This is a genomic window from Bacillus sp. URHA0034 (genome assembly GCF_056280405.1).
Genome location: NZ_JBWCDK010000002.1, coordinates 1991305 through 2011945, shown reverse-complemented (window position 1 = coordinate 2011945; position 20641 = coordinate 1991305). Strand labels below are relative to the sequence as shown.

Genomic DNA, 20641 nt, shown 5'->3' with positions numbered 1-20641 from the left:
GAATAGATGGATAAAATGGTGGTTGAACAGACTTATGAAATTATGGAAGTATGCCTGCTTGCAGGGAAAATTATGCTTCAAAGTGGTGGGGAAACCTATAGGGTGGAAGATACCATGATGCGGATAGCTGCTTCCTTTGGCATTGAAAAGTCACACAGTTATGTTACTCCAACGGGGATTATTTTTTCGGCGGAGGGCTCAGAACCTACTAAAACAAAACTTATCCGAATATCAGAACGGTCAACCGATTTAAAAAAGGTAGCCATGGTCAATAGTATTTCGCGTAGTATAAGCAGCGGGGAATTGGATCTAAAGACAGCCTTGAGCAAATTAAAGGACATCGAAGACCTAAATGTCACTTTTCCTTTTGCGTACCAGGCAGCCGCTGCCTCGCTTGCTAGTGGTTGTTTTATGATTATGTTTAACGGGGGTTGGAATGATTTTATCCCTGCCATGATTTCTGGCGGGGCAGGTTATATAAGTTTTATTGCCTTTCACCGTTTTGTGCCGATTAAGTTCTTTTCAGAGTTTTTAGCTTCATTCGTAATTGGGTTACTTTCTTTATTATTTGTAAGGATCGGTTTGGGGCATAAATTAGACACGATCATCATTGGTTCCGTCATGACGCTCGTGCCTGGGTTATTAGTAACTAATGCCATCCGGGATCTAATGGCGGGCCATTTGGTCTCAGGTTTGTCAAAAGGGGCTGAAGCCTTTTTGACGGCGTTTGCCATTGGGGCCGGAATTGCGTTTGTATTATCATTTTTATAGCCTGGAGGTAAACGAAGATGGCCATTCTTTCGCAAGCTATTACCAGTTTTCTCGCAACAGCTGCGTTTGGGATACTGTTTAATGCACCAAAGGAGTCCTTAATAAAATGCGGTCTAATCGGAATGGGCGGATGGTTAATTTATTTTCTTCTCGAAGAATATTCACAGGATCCGATAGTGGCAACATTGGCCGCAACGATTTTTATTGCGGTCCTCAGCCAAGAGATGGCGAAAATTTATAAGATGCCCGTGATTATATTTAGTGTTGCTGGTATTATTCCATTAGTCCCCGGCGGGCTTGCATATGACGCGATGAGAAATATTGTGGAAAATAATTATAATGAAGCGATTGCACTTGCTGCGAAAGTTCTGATGCTGGCAGGTTCCATTGCTTTTGGTTTAGTCTTTTCAGAAGTTATTAATCAGATAGCAAAAAAGATTAAACATTATAGAATAAAAGCCTAAAATCTCCTTTAAAAGGGGATTTTTTTAAGGTTAAATTAAGAAAAGGCAAATATAATAATATTTGGTAATAATTTTCCTTTATACAAAAAGTAAAATTTGATATGGTTATATAGTAGTAACTTACTAATTATTCAAGAACAGCAAAGAATTTAACAAGGAATGGTTTATCTGCTTATGAAAAAATTTCTAATTATCATAGGGCTCCTCTTACTGCTCGCTGTTGGTACAAGGACCATTTATGCAGTCATGTCTGAGCGGCAAGCAGCTGCAAAGGTTTGGGAAGCGGTTCCCCTAAAAACACGACAAGTGGAACTTCAGGTGAAGGAAGCTCCCAAATTACCAGATAGTATCATTTTGGATGTGCCATTAATTAAGCAAATGGATGCACCGTTGCTGTATAACGGCTGTGAGGTGACCAGCCTTGCGATGATTCTAAATTATGCTGGTGTAAAGGTAACAAAGAATGAGTTAGCTGAAGGAATTAAAACAGTCCCGTTTACCTATAGTAACGGCAAAAAAGGAAATCCTAATGTCGGATTTGTCGGGGATATGGCTCATGGACCTGGGCTCGGAGTATACAATGGACCTGTATACGAATTAACGAAGAAATATGTCGGAGACAGAGCTGTAAATCTAACTGGTAAACCGTTTTCAGATATTTTAAAAGAGGTGGGACAAGGGCGTCCTGTCTGGATTATTACTACATCGAGCTTTGCCCCAGTCTCTGTTTTTCAAACTTGGGATACACCCCAGGGGAAAGTTAAAATTACTTTTAGCGAACATAGTGTGGCCATAACTGGATATGATGAAAATTTTATCTATATAAATAATCCATACGGTGGAAAAAATATGAAATTAAATCGTGAAAGCTTCATTAAAGCATGGGAACAAATGGGCAATCAAGCGATTGTTATAAAAAATTAAACTTCCTGTATTTTGATTGAGGGCACTGAAAAAGCCCCTTGAATTTTTGTTGTGTATGTAATTTGTCTGTTGATTTCCGCTCCCGGCTGCTTCGCTTTCCGCGGGCGTGCAGGAGTCTTCGCCGCCTTCCGCTCCAATCAACAGAGTTCTTTTACTTAGTCTAAATCTAAAAGGTATAATTTCTCATCATTAAGAGGATTATACCTTTTTTTTGTTACTTTGAGATTCTTAATAGACCGAAGGTTTTTCAGTGCTCTCATTTTGATTAAAGGGCGTTTTTTTTTATAGGTTAAATTGGACGAAGGCAGAGGGATTATCCCTCTGCCTTCTTAAAAAAGATTAATTTAGATAGAACCTATTGTAACTTGTGAATGGTTGTTGTCAAAAATATCAGCCATTGCAAGGTAAAAATTCAATTTATTGTAATTGTTAATAAAAACAAGTTTGCCGCGGTTATTCTTCCACCTGATGGTTTTATACCTAAACGACGCAAGCCCTACCTCTCTTACATCCTAACGGCTCCGAAGCCGATCCAGTGTGAATAAGTTTTTATCTTAAAACATAAGCAGAATGCCAGAAATGGATTCTTACATTGCATTATCTTCTCTATTACAAGTTACTGTTTATTTGTGGAGCACAAAAATCAATATTACACTAAATTTTTTGTTGTGTCAAGGTTTTTAAGTTTCAATAAAGGGATGTCCTAATATTTCTACATGAAACGCGAATTGTTCGTTCGGATAACTACAGCAAATAGTAAATTATTTTGTTTTAAGGTCTACAAATAAGAGTAGTCCTTTATTACTGTACTCCATGAAGTTAAATTTTTAAGTTCCTTTCGTTCGGAAAACTTTTTAAAATATAGGCTGCTATTTTTTGCTGATTAAATTCAATCCAATCACTAATGTTTGTCTATTATTGCTTCTGTTAATAAGTCCCAATATGTGAGGACAAGCCCTCATGTTCAATGCCAAGATGCATCCGCAATAAGTATCCGGGAGCGGTAACAATCATTGAAGCGTGTGTCGTTTTATTTGAAATTAAATTTTAGTAATATTATATTAAAAATAAAATAAAATTACAAAGAGGTGGTAAAAAGTGAAATATCGACTATTAGCAATGGACTTGGATGGAACGTTATTAAACGATCAAAAAGAAATCGATTTAGAAACGATCGAGACGATTTATGATTATCGCAAAAGAGGTGGAAAAGTGATTATTAGCAGTGGGCGTTCCCCACTTTCCACCCAATGGATTGCCCGTACAATCGGACTAACGGGTGAGCCGATTATTGCATACAATGGCGCAGTCCTAATTGATGAGAAGGGAGAGGTTAGCGAGCAATCTTTTTTTCAATCTGAATTACTGCTTAGTTTTTGGAGATTGTGTGAGGCGGAGGGTATCTATGCCCATTTTTACGAAGGGGATACACTTCTCGTTCCACAGGTAAATAAATGGAATGAAAACTGGATTGAAAATAACATTCCCACCCTTGAAAAATCAGGGGGAGAACAACTACATTGTCAAAGTTTTCGAGAAAAATGCCAGGTGAAAGTGGTTGAGAACTTTAACAGCTACCTACAGGAGCGGGAGCCGAATATTACAAAAATCGCTGTATTTGATAATGGCAACAAGCTCGCTGATCTTCCCAAACGGTTGAAGGAACAGGGAGTGGAGATGGAAATTAGCAGCAGCTTTAATTTTGTTAATTTAGAAATCACCCCTGTGGGTGTAACAAAAGCATCTGCCCTATTCAAGCTTACCGAGAAGCTGGGAATTCCACTCTATCAAACAGCAGCGATTGGTGATAATTTTAATGACTCGCTCATGCTCTCTGTAGCGGGTCTAGGAATTGCCATGGGGAATGCGCCGGAAAAGGTGAAACAATTGGCGGACAAGGTGACGGGAAATAATAATGAATCAGGGGTTGCAAAGGCTATTCGTCGCTATTTGCTTAAATGATAACTAGCATTTCGTGACCGATTTTTCCCAGGTGAAAAATCGTTTTAAAATAATATTTTACAATTTATTTAAAAATGTTGAAATTCTATTTTAAGGAGAATATAATAAATGTACGGGCAACCGTTTACACCTCAGAAAAGACTAACAGGAGGATAACGATACAATGGCAGAAAATCTAGATTTATTAACGACAGAATCGCGAAATGAACATTCAATGCAGATAGATACAGCAAGTTCACACGATATTTTACGAATTATGAATGAGCAGGATCAATTGGTTGCTTTAGCAGTGAACGCAGTTTTACCAGATGTGGCGGTTGCTGTTCAATTTGTTGTTGATTCCTTTAAAAACGGGGGGCGCCTCATTTATGTTGGTGCAGGTACGAGCGGCAGATTAGGGGTACTGGATGCAGTCGAATGTCCGCCTACCTTCAGTACAGATCCTGAAATGGTACAAGGTCTAATAGCTGGTGGAGAGGGCGCCTTTCTGAAAGCTGTAGAAGGAGCAGAGGATCAGCCGGATTTCGGTGTTAACGATTTGAAGGAATTAGAATTAACAAAAAATGATACGGTTATCGGTATTGCTGCCAGTGGCCGGACGCCTTATGTAATCGGTGCGCTGAGATATGCACGAAGTATTGGAGCGAAAACAGTCGCTCTCTCCTGCAATAAAAATGCAGCGATTAGTAAGGAAGCGGATCAAGCAATCGAAGTAATTGTTGGCCCTGAAGTGCTGACAGGCTCAACGAGATTGAAATCTGGTACCGCACATAAGATGATTTTGAATATGATTTCCACTTCGTCCATGATTCTTTTAGGTAAGGCATATGAAAATTTAATGGTGGACGTTCATGTGAGTAACGAAAAATTGAAGGAACGGGCGATTGGCATTATCCGAAAAATTACCGGGGTTTCCTATGAACGAGCTTTGGAGACATTAGAAGAAGCGGATCTACAAGTTAAAACGGCAATCGTGATGATAAAAACCGGTACGAATAAACAAGAAGCGGAAAGATTATTAACAGAAGCGAATGGATATGTGAAAAAAGCAGTCCAAAAAGTGTAGGAGTGAATTTTTTATAAAGGTGGTCATTGGTGTGGCAGCAGGTGGTTTAAAAATGATTCAAAATATGCTGGAGCAGCTTCCGGCTTCAGAGCGGAAAATCGCTGAGTTTATTCTTGAAAATCCTCAATCGATTTTAAACAGTACGGTCCATGACATCGGGTTGCAAGCAGGTACAAGTGGAGCTGCTGTCATTAGGCTGTGTAAGTCACTGGGGTTAAATGGATTTCAAGATTTAAAGGTTAGAATTGCCGGGGATTTGGTGAAACCTATCGAGCAAGGTTATCGTGATATCGAACCTGGTGAATCCTTTTTCTCTATCGTCCAAAAGACAACAAGCAATAGTATTCAAAGCATCCGAGATACAGAAGAGATCATCAATTATGATGAACTGGAACGTGCTGTTCACACCCTATCGGCTGCCCAAAATGTTCATTTTTTTGGTATTGGGGCTTCAAACATAATCGCTAAGGACGCTCAGCAAAAGCTCCTTAGGATTCATAAAAATGCAACCGCTTTTACGGATACACATCTTGTTGCTACCTTAATTGCAAATGCTGGTAAGGATGATCTGGTGTTTGCAATTTCCCATTCAGGAGAAACGCCCGAAGTCATTAAAGTAATGACTCTTGCGAAAGAGCGAGGCGTTAAAACGATTAGTGTAACGAAATACGGACAATCAACTGTCTCTAACTTGGCGGATATTAAGTTGTTTACCTCTTATTCCGGGGAAGCACCTTTTCGAAGTGCAGCCACAGCATCGCGTCTTGCACAGTTATATATCATGGACATATTATTTTTATCCATGGCAACCGTTCAATATGAGGATACGATTAACTCAATAGATAAAACAAGGGAAGCAATCCGGTATATCAAAGAAGGGAAATAGTCCTTATAGGGGGAGACACCACTCCATTAGCTGACTTGGGGAAATGGGTTCACTTTTAAAAATACAACCACAGAGAGAAGGGGAATTAGCATGGCTGGAGAGAATAAAATATTAGCGGGAAAGATTCTTGAACAATTAGGCGGCCCAGAGAATATTGTCAATTATACACATTGTATGACTAGACTTCGTGTAACACCAAAGGATGATTCCGTTATCAATAAGGTGGCTATCAAGAATATAGAAGGGGTCATAGGAGTGCTTGAGGAGGAAACACTCCAAATTATTCTTGGACCTGGAAAAGTAAATAAAGTAACAGAGGAGTTTGGTAGATTAATAGATGCAGCCGGCGGAATTGATTTAAAGGGTAAGGCCGCAAGTACAAAGGCTGAAATTAATAAAAAGAATGCCACACCATTTAAGCTGTTTTTACGAAAAATTTCAAGTATTTTCATACCGTTAATCCCGGCACTTGTGGCATCAGGCCTGATAACTGGGATCACAAAAGCCATTATCCAAGCTGGATGGCTGGCAGGGGATTCTCAACTTGCAACAATCTTGTCTGTTATTGGTGGAGGATTATTTGGTTACCTAGGAATTTTAGTTGGAACCAATGCTGCGAAAGAGTTCGGTGGTTCACCAGCACTTGGGGCAATTGCCGGTATCTTGATCATTAACCCAGCTGTTGCAGGAATCAAATTGTTTGATACTGCATTGCTTCCTGGACGTGGCGGCTTAATTGGGGTACTATTTGCCGCTATTTTCATTGCCCTTGTCGAAAAACGAGTTCGTCGTTATGTTCCACAATCTCTTGATCTTTTCATAACACCAACGGTTGCATTATTGGTTACTGGTATTGTTACCTATCTTGTATTTATGCCGCTTGGTGGTTTCGTTTCAGATGCGATTACAAAAGGATTAACCACATTACTCGATATGGGTGGTGTAGTTGCAGGCTTTGTCCTTGGCGCAACCTTCCTTCCGCTTGTTGTAACGGGTTTGCATCAAGGCTTAACCCCTATTCATCTTGAATTAATTAATTCTCTTGGTAATGACCCGCTTCTTCCAATCCTGGCAATGGGTGGGGCAGCACAAGTGGGAGCTGCGTTTGCAATTTATTTTAAGACAAAGAAAACACGTTTAAAAAGAGCAATTGGCGGTGCCTTGCCAGCGGGAATTCTTGGCATCGGGGAGCCGTTAATCTTCGGTGTAACACTGCCATTAGGGCGTCCATTTTTAACAGCATGTCTAGGGGCCGGCGTAGGCGGCGCATTTCAGGCGGCGTTTCATGTTGCAACAATTGCTGTAGGCGTATCAGGTTTACCTCTTGCTTTCCTTGTCGTAACAGGTCAAGTTCTTCTCTATTTACTAGGGGTATTAATTGCCTATGCAGCGGGTTTTGTGTTCACATATTTCTTCGGCTTCAAAGATGATATGGCTGGTGAATTTGAATGATCGGCATTTCCTTCTATTTAAATGATCCTTTAGCAGAACAGAGGATTGCCTTTGCGGGGAGAATGGGTGTAAAGCGGGCGTTTACTTCGCTTCACATCCCTGAAGAGTCAGGGGATTTAGCGGTCCGCGCTAAAATGCTGCTTCAAGCAGCAATGGAAGTTGGAATAGAGGTTTATGCGGATGTATCGGCACGAACACCGGCTCACTTAGGATTGGAATCCTTACTTGAGTTAAAATCCTTAGGGGTAATCGGTTTAAGGCTGGATGATTTTTTTGAACATGAAACGATTTTGAACCTAGCGAAGGATTTCAAACTTGCACTTAATGCCAGTATTTTGTTTGAAGATGATGTGCGTACCTTGCTAGAAGGGGGGCTCGAGGTAGGTCAACTACTAGCCTGGCATAATTTCTATCCAAGGCGTGAAACGGGCTTAGCCTATAGTTTTTTTCAATCGCAAAATGAACTTTTTGAACGGTATCGAATCCCGATTAGTGCATATATTCCGGGAGATGGTGAAAAACGAGGCCCTCTGTTTGAGGGGCTGCCGACCTTGGAGGATCATCGTCAAGCGGAGCCATATCAGGCGGCATTGGAGTTGTTTAACGCGGGTGTAAAGGATGTGTATATAGGGGACCCTGAGGTTAGTGAGGACCTTCTTCATAGATTAATGGATTTTGATTGTAATCGACGTGTTTCGATCCGAATCGAGGGTTTTCAAGAAGGAGAGTTCCGGCTCCGCCCTGATTTTTCACGTGACGTACTTCGTTTCATGGATACAAGGAGTTCGGAGAGTATAGTTCCTGAGCATACTGGGTCACGCCCGATGGGAACCATTACGAGAGATAATGACCGTTATGGACGATATCGCGGAGAGGTACAAATTACTCTTCATGACCTTCCAGCTGATGAACGAGTCAATGTGGCCGGAAGGGTTGTGGAGGAAGATTTGCCGCTTCTTTCCTTACTTCAACATGATCAAATTATAAAATTTATTCGTATCTGATTATCGTGTCAGATATCTCGAGAAGTTCAGGCTATCGAAGAATAGAAAAGGGCTATTCCGAAAATGAGGAGATCCCGAAAAGTTAGAGTTTTATATATTATGCGGCTAATTGGCTGGTGTGGATTTGGTATTGAACCGGACTCATGCCTGCCAATTTTTGCTTTATTCGCTTGTTATTATAATATTTGATATATTTTTCAATTCTCTCTTTTAATTTCTCAAATGGGTAAAGTGCTTCTCCGTAATACATAAAAATACACTCCAAAAGTTAGATTTCACTCGAACCTTTAGGGTGCAGTGCAGTCAAGTTGATTTTTGTTTTTAATATATAAAAAATGGTTTTTTACAATAACTAAATAAATGTGTAGAACAGTTGTAAGTAGTAAAAAACATGATCAAAATGTGTGTGCTTGTGGAAATTAATGTCTTGGAACTATTTTGAAATAATTTATTTTTTAAAAATATATTGCTTTTTCTGAAAAATGATTATATTATTTCAAATATGAGTTTTAAATGTTTAATCAGAAATTTCCGAAGTCAGCCCGAGGGGGGGTATATAATGGATTTATTTAGAAAGAAATCAATACAAACGCTTATTCAAGAAGTAGGTCATAAAGATGTAACCTTAAAGAAAGAGTTAGGAGCATTTGATTTATCAATGCTCGGGATAGGGGCCATTATCGGAACGGGAATATTTGTCCTTACAGGAGTAGCAGCTGCCGAACATGCAGGTCCTGCCTTAATACTTTCCTTTATCTTATCAGGGCTAGCCTGTGTATTTGCAGCCCTGTGTTATGCAGAGTTTGCTTCGACGGTCCCGGTTTCTGGCAGTGCTTATACTTACAGCTATGCTACCTTTGGTGAGATCATAGCATGGATTTTGGGTTGGGATTTGATTCTCGAATATGGGCTTGCCTCATCGGCAGTAGCCAGTGGCTGGTCCGGCTATTTCCAAGGGTTATTAGCAGGGTTTGGAATTCATTTTCCTAAAGCCATTACAAGTGCTTATAATCCTGCAAATGGAACCTATATTGATGTTCCAGCTATCTTAATTGTTTTCATTATCACAATGTTACTAACGCAAGGTGTAAAAAAATCAGCTCGATTAAATACTATTATGGTTCTTATCAAGCTGGCAGTAGTCGTATTATTTATCGCTGTTGGAGTATGGTATGTAAAACCAGGTAACTGGACTCCGTTTATGCCGTTTGGATTCTCTGGTGTTGCAACAGGAGCAGCTACTGTCTTCTTTGCTTACATTGGTTTTGATGCCGTTTCTACAGCTGCAGAAGAAGTGAAAAATCCACAGAAAAATATGCCGATTGGTATTATTGCCTCACTGTTAGTTTGTACGGTTTTATATATCGTTGTATCGGCCATTTTAACAGGGATTGTTCCTTATCAACAGCTAGGTGTAAAAAACCCAGTGGCTTTTGCTCTTAACTACATTCACCAGGATTGGGTGGCAGGGTTCATTTCCCTGGGAGCAATTGCCGGTATTACTACTGTATTATTAGTTATGATTTATGGACAAACACGATTATTCTATGCAATCAGCCGTGATGGCTTACTGCCTAAGATTTTTTCTAAGGTAGATAAAAAGAAGCAAACTCCAATGGTGAACTCTTGGATCACTTGTATATTGGTATCAATCTTTGCAGGATTAGTACCATTAGGAAGGCTTGCGGAATTGGTGAATATCGGTACATTATTTGCCTTTATGACTGTCTCAGTTGGAATCTTATATCTTCGTAAAAATAAGCAGGCTCCCAAAACGGGTTTCCGTGTACCGTTTGTACCCTATATCCCGATTCTTGCATTCTTATTCTGTGGCTATTTAGCTCTGCAGCTTCCAGCTATATCATGGATCAGTTTCGCTATTTGGCTAGTGCTTGGATTGTTTGTTTACTTTGGATATGGACGCAGGCATTCAACACTAAATTATAAAGGTGACCGAATTAAGAAGGTCAGTTAATCAACTGGAAAAAGAACTTGCTGTTGGCAAGTTCTTTTTTTTTGATAGAATTAAATCGGAAAATGTCGAAAATAATCGAATGAACAAAAATATTGTCTTTTTAATTTAGAAAAAATGGTAGAATAGAAATAGGCTTGAATATCCATTTTTTATTACAAGTGTATTAGGGAGAAAAGAATATGAAAGAGGGAAACAGAAATCCCAAGTTATTTATTGAAGAGAAAAAGGCAATTATTTTATTTTTATGGTTGTTTAATTTCGTGTATTATTCTTTTGAGATTTTTTATTACTTAAGTAAATCAACAATATATAAAGAAAAGTCAATGATCTCCGCAAGTCTGGGAAGCCTTAGTCTATTCATTATTGTTCTAATTTTCGGAGTCTATTTTATTAAAAAGGGCAATCCTTTTATTGTAAAGTACATTTATATTTATAGTTATTTAGGAATAGATTTTGTTGATACAATACTTACGTATTGGGGTAAAGATACTCCATATACATCTGGGAATATTGTAGAGGTTTTATTTTATCTATATAGCCCGATTTTTGTAAATAAGAAATACTTTTGGATAGTGTCAATGGGGCTTATCGGCAAAGAAGTAATTTTAGGCTTAATTTTACAAAGTATGCATGTATTAATGCCAATAGTTATCTATATTATTCTTTCCTTAATTGCTTATACTGTACTAATTCGTTTTAATTCCTATATCAAATCTATAACAGATGTTCACGAAGAATTACGGCATAAAGAAAAGTTAGCGGTAATTGGTCAAATGGCTGCAGGGATAGGTCACGAAATTCGTAATCCTTTATCATCCTTAAGAGGGTTTGCGCAATTACAGAATGAGCGAAGTCCGAATTCAAATGAGTTCTATCCTATCATGATTCAAGAAATTGATAGGATTAATTCAATAGTTAATGATTTAATGTATCTGGGCAAACCTAAAGAAATAAATTTTGAAAAAGCGCGTATTGAAGAAATTATTGCTTATACTCTTTCAATTACACAACAACAGGCCGAGATGCAGGGAGTTAAGATTGAGACGTTTATGGAAGGCCCTTTACCACCAATTGAATGTGATGGAAAACAATTGAAGCAAGTATTTCTTAATTTAATTAAGAATGCAATTGAATCCATGATTGAGGGTGGTAGGATTAAGATTAATGTTAAAACGGTCGACTCTAAAAAAATGTATATCTCCATCCAGGATGAGGGGTGTGGGATAGAGGATAGTAACATCTTAAATGTAGGAGAACCTTTCTTTACTACGAAAAAGGATGGAACGGGCCTTGGCTTAATGGTTACAAGCCAAATCATCAAAGATCATAATGGGAAGTTGAAAATTGAGAGTGAAATTGGAGCAGGTACAGAAGTAAAAGTTTCCCTACCGATAATGCAGAAAAATCAAATCAAGAAATAGTTCTATAATTCTACAAAAAATTGCAAAATAAAGAATGCTATGCGTTTTTTCTATGTTATATAATGTAGAGTAATAGGATTTGCTAATTTATTTTAGGGAATTATGACATTATCGATAAAAAATATCTCTACAAATTTTTTAGTAGTGTGTCATGCACGCTTGGAGGTTTATATGTTACCACATGAAGAACAACGAACATTAAAATGGTTTCTTACATTTTTCTATATAATTATGGGCGGCTATGACCTTTTCTACTATTATATTTTACCAGTCCATATTAAGCATCAAAAAGGTGGATTTCCTAGCAATTTTTGGTATTTGAACTATATTGTACTCATCTTATTAATTCCCGTACTAATTTACTTAAATAAAAAAAATAAACAATCATGGATTAAATATGTATTTTTTATAACTTATCTTGTAACTGTGTTTTCAGTTGATATTGTATCCTATACTATTAGTGGAAAAGAATACAACAGTGGAAACATGGTGGAAGTATTTCTAGTTTTTTCATTACCTATTTTCCTAAGTACAAGGTATTTTTGGTTAGTTAGTTTAGGAATTATAGCGAAATATCTCTTAACTGCTATTATACTGGATGCTTCTTACTTGGCCTTCGTTATCCTGATTTTCGCTACCTTATCAATTCTTTCATTTTTCTTATTAGTTCGCTTTCAAGGTTATGTTCGAGCGGTTAAGATCTCGTATGATAATCAGTTAGAAGGTATTGTAAAAGGAGTAATTGCTACCCTAGAGTTGAAAGACCCATATACAAGAGGACATAGTGAAAGAGTTGCAAACTATGGGGTATTATTAGCAAAAGAAATTGGTAAGTTCACAAAAGAGGAACAAAAGTCTTTTTATTATGCATGCTTATTACATGATATTGGGAAGGTTCATATACCTGATCATATATTAATGAAACCTGAGAGGTTGACAGAAGAAGAATTTGAAATTATTAAATCACATCCAGGTGTAGGTGCGGAAGCAGTTAAGGATGTTGAGGGAATACAGGATAGCATTTGTGTGATTCGATCTCATCATGAACGCTGGGATGGAAAAGGCTATCCAGATCAACTAAAAGGTGAAGAAATTCCCTTGCTTGCAAGGGTTACATCTATTGCTGATGCTTTTGATGCAATGACATCTTCCCGTTCTTATCGGGCAGCAATGCCAGTTGAAGAAGCATATCAACGTATCATTGATGGTAAGGGTTCCCAATTTGATCCGAGGCTAGTGGATGAATTTCAAAAAGTATTCCCTGCTTGGGTTGAATTTCATGAAAAATATCCTTGGACTAAACAATGGGAATTACCTAAGGAGGTGGAATTATGAAATTTCGTAAGTTAAGAAAGGTTAAAACAACTTGCTGGTGGTGTCCTTTTTTAGGTATGTAAAAGTAATAAGGTAGAGATGCTGTTAAAGATAGGCATCTCTCTTTTTTTTGAAAAATTCTAAAAGGGTGTTAGAATGAACCTCACATTGAATTCCACTCTATTGTTAGTTCCTATAGAAATTCGCAAGGATAAAAAACATTATATTGTTGAGGATAAAACTTCTGGTGAGTTCTATGAAATGCCTGACATTTGTATCGATGCAATCAATATGATTTCTGATGGGATGCGATTAGCGGATATTCAGAACGTACTAGTTTTAAAATATCCTGATGAAGAAGTGGATCTTATTGATTTTGCTGAACAGCTAATGGATATGCAACTTATTGCAGAGATTGACGGTGTAAGACTTGAACAGATAAAGAAGCCAGTGGGGGACAGATTAGGATTTTTATGGATTTCACCCCATATCGGGCGTTTCTTTTTTAATAAAACCTCATATTGTGTTTATGTCGCTTTATTTGTTATAAACATTATCCTATTCATTAATAAACCTAATTTATTTCCACAATATAAAGATTTGTTTATCTTCGATTATATGGCGTTAACTATTCCTGCATTGCTTTTATTAACCTTCTTTTTAGTATTAATCCATGAATTGGGTCATGTTTTAGCAATGAGGGCCTTTAATCTATCAACAAGATTAGAAGTTGGCCATCGTTTATTTCTTATTGTCTTAGAAACCGATATGTCATCTGTTTGGAAATTGCCCTCAAAAGAACGTAATGTCTTATACTTGGCTGGTATTTGCTTTGATACAGTAATCCTAGCAATTGCCTTGATTACAAAACTCATAGTCGGAAATGGATCAGGGATTTTCCTAAGTATTATGAGCATTATTGTATTAGATACAGTAATTCGAATGGTGTATCAACTTTGCGTATACATGAAAACTGATTTATATTACGTATTTGAAAATGCCTCTGGCTGTTATAATTTAATGGAAAATGCACACCATCTTATTAGTAAAAAGATTCCTTTTATAAAATCTAAGGAAATAGATGAGATTTTCACTGGAGAAAGAAAGACCGTTTTTTTCTATTCCATCTTTTATGTCCTTGGGGTAGTTTTGACTGTCAGCTTATATTTCATCTATTATATTCCACAATTATTATTTGCGTGGAAAAAAATACTCCCAGGTTTTTCTCACGGGACAAGCTCCAACACATTTTGGGATGCGATTGCATTCTCTTTACAAATAATAATTGGTATAGTACTTCTGCTATACTCATGGCGGAAAAAGTACGTTCAAAGGTAAACTTGTATTCGGACAACAGAGGGCACATACCAGTTGCTGTTGTCTGAATTCCGCCCTCTTTAAAACCTCCACCTTTCGTTTGTGACAAGAATTTGTCTAAAATAACTTTTTTAGGGGTTTTTCCCCCTTATAATAGGGGAGTTCCCTGATATAGATAACACATCCGTTTTTCTTACAATAAGGATAAGAAAAACGGATGTGTTATTTTTTTTGAGGAGGATCAGGAAAATGCAATCGACTACTGCTGCAGCAACAAAAAAAGCGGGACGCTCTGTAAATGATGCCTTTGCATCACACTTTGCTAAATCCATATTTTTATCCATCATCGGACTTATCATTTTAACCTTTATCGGAACAAGAATGTTTACACATATTGACTTAAACCTATACGGATATATGGTCGGCACGCTAGTCTTCATTGGAGGCTTCTTCTATCGCTTCATCGCATGGGGGGAAAGACCGCCTACCAAAATAATTATCAAAAAAGGCTTAAAGCTTTTATTCAGAAAAAGTACTCCAAAAACCGCGGTTAGTCATCTAGCCATTTTTGACTTCATTCGTAATCGCGGTGTGTACCGCTGGGTGCAGCATATTTTAATCGGCTGGGGTTGTATGCTTGCTTGTATGGTAACCTTCCCGCTCGTTTTCAGCTGGATGTATTTTACAATGGAAGACAATGGATACTATACAATCGTGCTTTTCGGGATGAACGTACTGCATGTCAAAGCAGATGGAATCATTGCCTGGATGTCCTATAATGCCCTTAATATTGCCGCAATCATGGTAACTGCCGGTGTATGTATGGCTTTACACCGCCGTTTAAAAAACATGCAGGCTAGAGCAGAACAAAAATTTATGTATGATTTCTTACCGCTTTACTTATTATTATTTATTTCGGTTACAGGCTTACTGCTAACCTTTCAAAATGTCGTACTGCATGGCTGGATGCAGCCGCAAATGTCACTAATCCATCAATTTTCAGTAATTGTAACGTTAATTTATTTACCATTTGGAAAGCTTGCTCATATCCCATTCAGACCCATGAGTGTGTTTGCAAGAAACTATCGCGAACATTACGCTGAACAAGAAATGAAAAAATGTAAAGTGTGCGGAGATCATTTCGTATCGGTTGAACAATCAAATGATGTCATAAATGTATTAGGCATAAATGAGATGGAATTTAACATGGAAGACGGGTTTAATCTTGCTGAATTGTGTTTACCATGCCGCCGAAAATATCGGATTGCAAGATTTTCAGGATTCGCAACGCACCAAGTGAAGGTTAAGGAGGCCAATCAGAATGCAAAAGGCTAATTTTAAGAACGAAAGAGATACATTCTTTAAAGATATAGAAAATCTAAATCATCCCAATGAAACTTTAGTCAAAACCCACTGCAGCTACTGTGCCATGCAATGTGGGATGAACCTAAGAGTTAACACCAAGTCCAATAAAATCATCGGAGTGGAGCCTCGTTATGATTGGCCAGTTACACTTGGAAAGATGTGTCCGAAGGGGGTTACTGCTTATCAGCAGGTCAACCATCTAGACCGGATTCTTAAACCACTGATCCGCGATAACAAATCGTTAAAAGGTACAAAACAAGGATTTCGTGAAGCCAGCTGGGAAGAGGCATATGACCTTATCGTTAAAAAATTCACGGAACTTCAAACACAGTACGGAAAAGATTCTGTTTCAGTATATAGCGGGGTATCCATGACTAACGAAAAATGTTACCTAACCGGAAAGTTTGCTCGGGTTGGATTACAAACACGTTATATCGATTACAACGGAAGATTTTGTATGTCGAGTGCAGCAGGAGGATTAAATCGTTCACTTGGTATCGATCGAGGCTCAACGGTACCTTGGACAGATGTCCATGAAACAGACTGTATTTTCCTTGCCGGAAGTAATACAGCGGAATGCCATCCGACATCAATGTTCCGGATTTGGGCTGTCCAGGAGCGTGGCGGCTATGTGATTGTTGCCGACCCACGGGAAACTCCGATTGCAAGAAGAGCCGATCTTCATCTTGATTTAAGACCTGGAACAGACCTTGCCCTTGCAAATGGAATCCTAAATTTGTTAATTCAAAATGGTCATGCTGATGATGAATTTGTCAATAACCATACAAATGGATATGAAGAAACAAAAGAACTAGTAAAAGAATTTACACCTGAATATACAAGCCAACTAACGGGTGTTGCTCCTGAGAAAATTATTCGTGCTGCGCAAATTTACGGAGAAGCACCGAATGCTATTGTGATGTTTGCAAGAGGAATTGAGCAGCAAATTAAAGGAGTAGACAATGTTTCTTCCTATACGAATTTGGCACTAGTTACGGGGAAAATCGGTCGCCCTAAATCTGGAGTTGCTACGATCACAGGACAAGGGAATGGTCAAGGCGGCCGTGAGCACGGTCAAAAAGCAGATGCTCTTCCAGGCTATCGAAAACTTGCTTATCCAGAACACGTTGAATATATCTCAAAGGTATGGGGAATCCAACCGGAAGAAATGCCTAAAGAGGGCGTTTCTGCTTACGAAATGTTTGGCTTAATGGAGCAAAAGACGATCCGTGCCCTATACCTATTATGTTCAAACCCTGCGGTATCTGCTCCAAATTTAAATTATGTACGAGAACAAATGAAAAACCTAGATTTCATGGTTTGTGTAGACTTTTATCTGTCTGAGTCTGCAGAATTTGCAGATGTGGTTCTTCCAACCACAACTTGGGCGGAAGATGAAGGAACAACCACCAATGTCGAAGGCCGCATTATCAAAATTAACCAAGCACAAAAACCGCTGGGTGAATCAAAACCAGACTGGAAGATTCAAATTGAAATTGCCGAACGGATGGGCCGTGGAAAATACTTTTCTCATTTAAAATCCTCCAGGGATATCTTCGATGAACTTCGTGTCGCTTCTAAAGGAGGCACAGCGGATTACTACGGCGTTACATGGGAAAAAATTGAAAAACAAGACGGAGTGTTTTGGCCTTGCAGAGATGAAAAGGATCCTGGCACACCGCATTTATTTTTAGATAAAAAATTCTATCACTCCGATGGGAAGGCGAAAATTTTCGCATTACCTTACCGGCCGCCAGCAGAAGAGCCGGACCAAGAGTTCCCGCTTCGTTTAACATCTGGCCGTGTCGTTTATCACTATCTATCTGGTAATCAAACTAGGAGGATTCAATTCTTACGGGATATGTGCCCAGAGCCGTTTGTCGAAGTACATCCGGAGACAGCACAGAAATACAATATCAGCCATGAAGAAAGAGTCCGTCTCTTTACAAGAAGAGGAGAAGCGGTTTATAAAGTAAAAATTACAGAAGCGATTCGTAAAGATACCGTGTTTGTTCCGTATCATTGGGGCCATGAGCAATCTATTAATCTATTAACCATTGGTGCCCTTGATCCGATCTCAAGAATGCCGGAATTTAAAGCGTGTGCTGCCCAGATTGGAAAATTAGAAATGAAAAAGAAGGTGCAATAAATGAAAAAGAGGCTTTATATTGAACTGGAAAACTGTATAGGCTGCCGTTCTTGTTTAGCGGCTTGTACACAGTGTGGCGGTCATGAGGAGCGGAACCGTAATTATGTATACGATGTTAATCCGCTTGTTAACCGGCAAACGATGCCTCTAATGTGCCTTCACTGTGTCAATCCTGCTTGTGCAAGAAGCTGTCCGGCTCAGGCTATTCAGATTCACGAAACAGGAGCCGTACTTTCAGCACTTGTGGAAAAATGTATTGGCTGCCAAAACTGTACGATTGCCTGCCCATATGGAATACCTAAGTTTGATACCGAGCAAAATCTTATGTATAAGTGCGATTTATGTATTGATCGTTCTAAGGACGGCATTCCACCCATGTGTGCAAGTGTTTGTCCGACCAATACATTACAATGGCTGACTGAAGAGGAAATTGAAGCAAAACAAAAGCGATTTAACCTTGATAATGACAAATGGGTAACAAGTATGCCTTATCTAGAAGGCGAAACAAATGTTAAAGTGAATCTTCCTGGTATCCTGCAGGGCGTCACTAAATTGTTTTAGGAGGGATTAGCGTGTCAGAGAAAAATAATAAAATCCCGTTCAATGAAGATAACTATACACACAATATTAATCGAAATAATGAACGTAAGCTGGACCGCCGCGGTTTCATGAAAACATTAGTTGGCGCAGCCGGAGTATTTGCTGTAACTTCCCTCCCATGGGGAGCCTTAGCGGCGAAGGAATTAACCGGTCTTAGTGATAAAAAGTATCCGAAGCATAAAATTACCGATGTAAGTGCTATCCCAGTTGGGGATGCCGTTGATTTTGCCTTTCCAGGTGAACATGACAGTGCGATTTTAATCAGACTATCTGAAAATAAATATGTAGCCTACCAAAATGCATGTACCCATCTGCGCTGCCCTGTGTTTTGGAAAAAGGACGAGGGTGAGATGCTATGTTCATGCCACCACGGGAAATTTGATGTGAAAACGGGGGAACCAATCGCAGGACCGCCAAGACGTCCGCTTCCAGAAATCTATGTGAAAGTCGAAAACGGTGCAGTTTATGCCGTGGGGGTGAAACGTTATGAAGCGTAGTTACGTACCCGTTGGACTGCTTTTAGCTATTCTCATGTTAAACATAATATTTACCCAATATATGGTCCATCAATACTTCTATGAAAATTATACAAATACCATTATCGCTGCTGTCATCAACGTCATTTTATTCCCGATTGCCTTGCTTATTTATAAAAAAGGTGTGAATGTCAATGACCAGTGAGACTTATATTGATTTTTGTTTTGTAAGACCAGCATTAGGCAGTTTTGCAGCTGAGATTGATGATTTATTGAAACAGACCTTTTCTAAAAAGCGGTTAAATTGGTTTTTAGAAGAAAAAACAGGTGAAGGTATTGAAATGGTTGTGGCAGAAATTAAGGGTATGAGCAATTGGCAGTCTGAGGAAGAGACCATCCAATATATCGAAGATCATGCGGGCGAGGCGTTTTAGGAAAATTTGCAAGGCTACAAAATATTCATCTATCCAGTATTGAAAGGATGTAATAGCTGTGGAACTCATTAAATTGGCAGATATAGAGCAGTTTACTGGAGACCCAGTCGATATTAGTATCCAAGATGACCAAGGCGGCGACCAAGCTGGCGCTATAAGGAAAACGATTAAAAAAGTTCAGTATTGTCCTGATCAAACGCATATTCGTTTTTATTTTGATGATTTTTATTTTCTTGCGGTGCCGCTCACAAGCAAAGTCAAACGGTCAGACGACGTGTGGGCTGCGATGGACGCTGACAGCGGATTAACCTACACAATAAAAAAGGTTCAGGTCTTTTAATAAGAACCTGACTTTTTTAACTTTCAACTAAGCAGGTAAAAGGGGGGAACCTTAATGGATGTACTACAGAAAATGCAAAAAATAAATTCTTATATCATTGATTCACAGGAAGAAGAAATTAAACGGATTGCCATAGAGCTGCATGAGGGCGTTGGTCAAAATTTATATAGTATTTTAACAGGTTTACAGGTTGTCGAATCTGGGATAAACGAGCAGAATATGAAGAGTTATGTACGTGAAATGTCACAGCTGATTGAAAAGACAATCCAGGAGATTAGATTATTATCTGTAGAATTGCATCCTCCTACCCTGACCACCTTTGGAATACTTCCAGCAATGAAAAGCTATCTTAAATTATATACGTCCACGTTTGGTATTTTAGTGGACTTAGAATCAGCGGGTGAAGAGTCCAATCTGCCTGAGCGCTCCCAAATTGCGGTTTTCCGTGTGTGCCAAGAAGCCCTTGCCAATATTGCGAAATATGCCGATACATCGAAAGTAAAAATGACCTTCACTTGGTCAGAAGCAGAATTAAAGATTACCATTCATGATTTCGGTAAAGGATTTCAGCTTGAAGAACTTGACCGCACTTCCCATACACCTTTATCAGGAATTGCCATGATGAAAGAAAGAATGCATCTCACTGGCGGCAATTGTGCGATATCTTCTAAAATAGGAGAAGGGACATCAATCGAATTGTCATTGCCCTTATAGTAGCAAA

At 38.7% G+C, this 20641-nt stretch carries 21 protein-coding genes; 20 read left to right on the top strand and 1 reads right to left on the bottom strand.

All coding sequences use genetic code 11. The features are described 5' to 3' along the window. The first annotated feature begins 6 nt into the window (after positions 1–6). The 8 genes from ACZ9EE_RS11665 (at position 7) to ACZ9EE_RS11630 (ending at position 8529) form a co-directional block, all read left to right on the top strand. Entirely contained in the window at positions 7–771 is a 765-nt protein-coding gene (locus ACZ9EE_RS11665) for a threonine/serine exporter family protein (protein WP_476027217.1), read from the top strand. 17 nt (positions 772–788) lie between these two features. After that, a complete protein-coding gene (locus ACZ9EE_RS11660; RefSeq protein WP_476027215.1) occupies positions 789–1235 on the top strand; it encodes a threonine/serine exporter family protein in 447 nt (148 codons plus the stop codon). Positions 1236–1409: 174 nt separating this feature from the next. Beyond that, positions 1410–2159: a C39 family peptidase gene (locus ACZ9EE_RS11655; RefSeq protein ID WP_476027213.1), complete on the top strand. Its 750-nt coding sequence runs from the start codon at positions 1410–1412 to the stop codon at positions 2157–2159. Positions 2160–3257: 1098 nt separating this feature from the next. Further along, positions 3258–4121, top strand: coding sequence for a Cof-type HAD-IIB family hydrolase (locus ACZ9EE_RS11650; RefSeq protein WP_476027211.1), 864 nt, complete (start codon positions 3258–3260; stop codon positions 4119–4121). Positions 4122–4284: 163 nt separating this feature from the next. Next, on the top strand, positions 4285–5187 hold the full coding sequence (gene murQ / locus ACZ9EE_RS11645; protein WP_476027209.1) for an N-acetylmuramic acid 6-phosphate etherase: 903 nt from the start codon (positions 4285–4287) through the stop codon (positions 5185–5187). 31 nt (positions 5188–5218) lie between these two features. Further along, positions 5219–6073 carry a MurR/RpiR family transcriptional regulator gene (locus ACZ9EE_RS11640; protein ID WP_476027207.1) on the top strand — a complete coding sequence of 285 codons (855 nt, stop codon included), beginning with the start codon at positions 5219–5221 and terminating at the stop codon, positions 6071–6073. Positions 6074–6163: 90 nt separating this feature from the next. Then, entirely contained in the window at positions 6164–7525 is a 1362-nt protein-coding gene (locus tag ACZ9EE_RS11635) for a PTS transporter subunit EIIC (RefSeq protein ID WP_476027205.1), read from the top strand. Beyond that, complete coding sequence (locus tag ACZ9EE_RS11630) at positions 7522–8529, top strand: MupG family TIM beta-alpha barrel fold protein (protein ID WP_476027204.1); 1008 nt, start codon at positions 7522–7524, stop codon at positions 8527–8529. The genes ACZ9EE_RS11635 and ACZ9EE_RS11630 overlap by 4 nt, the downstream gene beginning before the upstream one ends. A gap of 97 nt (positions 8530–8626) precedes the next feature. On the opposite strand, the gene ACZ9EE_RS11625 is transcribed toward ACZ9EE_RS11630, so the two are convergent. Next, complete coding sequence (locus tag ACZ9EE_RS11625) at positions 8627–8779, bottom strand: IS3 family transposase (RefSeq protein WP_476027202.1); 153 nt, start codon at positions 8777–8779, stop codon at positions 8627–8629. 309 nt (positions 8780–9088) lie between these two features. Between ACZ9EE_RS11625 and ACZ9EE_RS11620 the strand changes: the two genes are divergently transcribed. The 12 genes from ACZ9EE_RS11620 (at position 9089) to ACZ9EE_RS11565 (ending at position 20634) form a co-directional block, all read left to right on the top strand. Further along, positions 9089–10504 (top strand): amino acid permease, encoded by a 1416-nt coding sequence (locus ACZ9EE_RS11620; protein ID WP_476027200.1) that lies wholly within the window; start codon positions 9089–9091, stop codon positions 10502–10504. Between the two features lie 179 nt (positions 10505–10683). Continuing rightward, positions 10684–11925 carry an ATP-binding protein gene (locus ACZ9EE_RS11615; RefSeq protein ID WP_476027198.1) on the top strand — a complete coding sequence of 414 codons (1242 nt, stop codon included), beginning with the start codon at positions 10684–10686 and terminating at the stop codon, positions 11923–11925. A 171-nt stretch (positions 11926–12096) separates the two neighbouring features. After that, the gene (locus ACZ9EE_RS11610; protein WP_476027196.1) at positions 12097–13260 is read left to right on the top strand and encodes an HD-GYP domain-containing protein; all 1164 of its coding nucleotides are present in this window, start codon (positions 12097–12099) and stop codon (positions 13258–13260) included. Positions 13261–13395: 135 nt separating this feature from the next. Next, the gene (locus ACZ9EE_RS11605; protein WP_476027194.1) at positions 13396–14577 is read left to right on the top strand and encodes a hypothetical protein; all 1182 of its coding nucleotides are present in this window, start codon (positions 13396–13398) and stop codon (positions 14575–14577) included. Positions 14578–14805: 228 nt separating this feature from the next. Continuing rightward, a complete protein-coding gene (locus ACZ9EE_RS11600) occupies positions 14806–15891 on the top strand; it encodes a hypothetical protein (RefSeq protein WP_476027192.1) in 1086 nt (361 codons plus the stop codon). Continuing rightward, positions 15878–18070 carry a molybdopterin oxidoreductase family protein gene (locus ACZ9EE_RS11595; protein ID WP_476027190.1) on the top strand — a complete coding sequence of 731 codons (2193 nt, stop codon included), beginning with the start codon at positions 15878–15880 and terminating at the stop codon, positions 18068–18070. The genes ACZ9EE_RS11600 and ACZ9EE_RS11595 overlap by 14 nt, the downstream gene beginning before the upstream one ends. Then, positions 18071–18631: a 4Fe-4S dicluster domain-containing protein gene (locus tag ACZ9EE_RS11590; RefSeq protein ID WP_476027188.1), complete on the top strand. Its 561-nt coding sequence runs from the start codon at positions 18071–18073 to the stop codon at positions 18629–18631. Between the two features lie 11 nt (positions 18632–18642). Further along, a complete protein-coding gene (locus ACZ9EE_RS11585; RefSeq protein WP_476027187.1) occupies positions 18643–19167 on the top strand; it encodes a QcrA and Rieske domain-containing protein in 525 nt (174 codons plus the stop codon). Further along, the gene (locus ACZ9EE_RS11580; protein WP_476027185.1) at positions 19157–19351 is read left to right on the top strand and encodes a hypothetical protein; all 195 of its coding nucleotides are present in this window, start codon (positions 19157–19159) and stop codon (positions 19349–19351) included. The genes ACZ9EE_RS11585 and ACZ9EE_RS11580 overlap by 11 nt, the downstream gene beginning before the upstream one ends. Next, on the top strand, positions 19341–19580 hold the full coding sequence (locus tag ACZ9EE_RS11575) for a hypothetical protein (protein WP_476027183.1): 240 nt from the start codon (positions 19341–19343) through the stop codon (positions 19578–19580). Before ACZ9EE_RS11580 ends, ACZ9EE_RS11575 begins: the two co-directional genes overlap by 11 nt. Before the next feature lie 58 nt (positions 19581–19638). After that, a complete protein-coding gene (locus ACZ9EE_RS11570; protein WP_476027181.1) occupies positions 19639–19920 on the top strand; it encodes a hypothetical protein in 282 nt (93 codons plus the stop codon). Positions 19921–19974: 54 nt separating this feature from the next. Then, positions 19975–20634, top strand: coding sequence for a sensor histidine kinase (locus tag ACZ9EE_RS11565; RefSeq protein WP_476027179.1), 660 nt, complete (start codon positions 19975–19977; stop codon positions 20632–20634). The last annotated feature ends 7 nt before the right edge of the window (positions 20635–20641 follow it).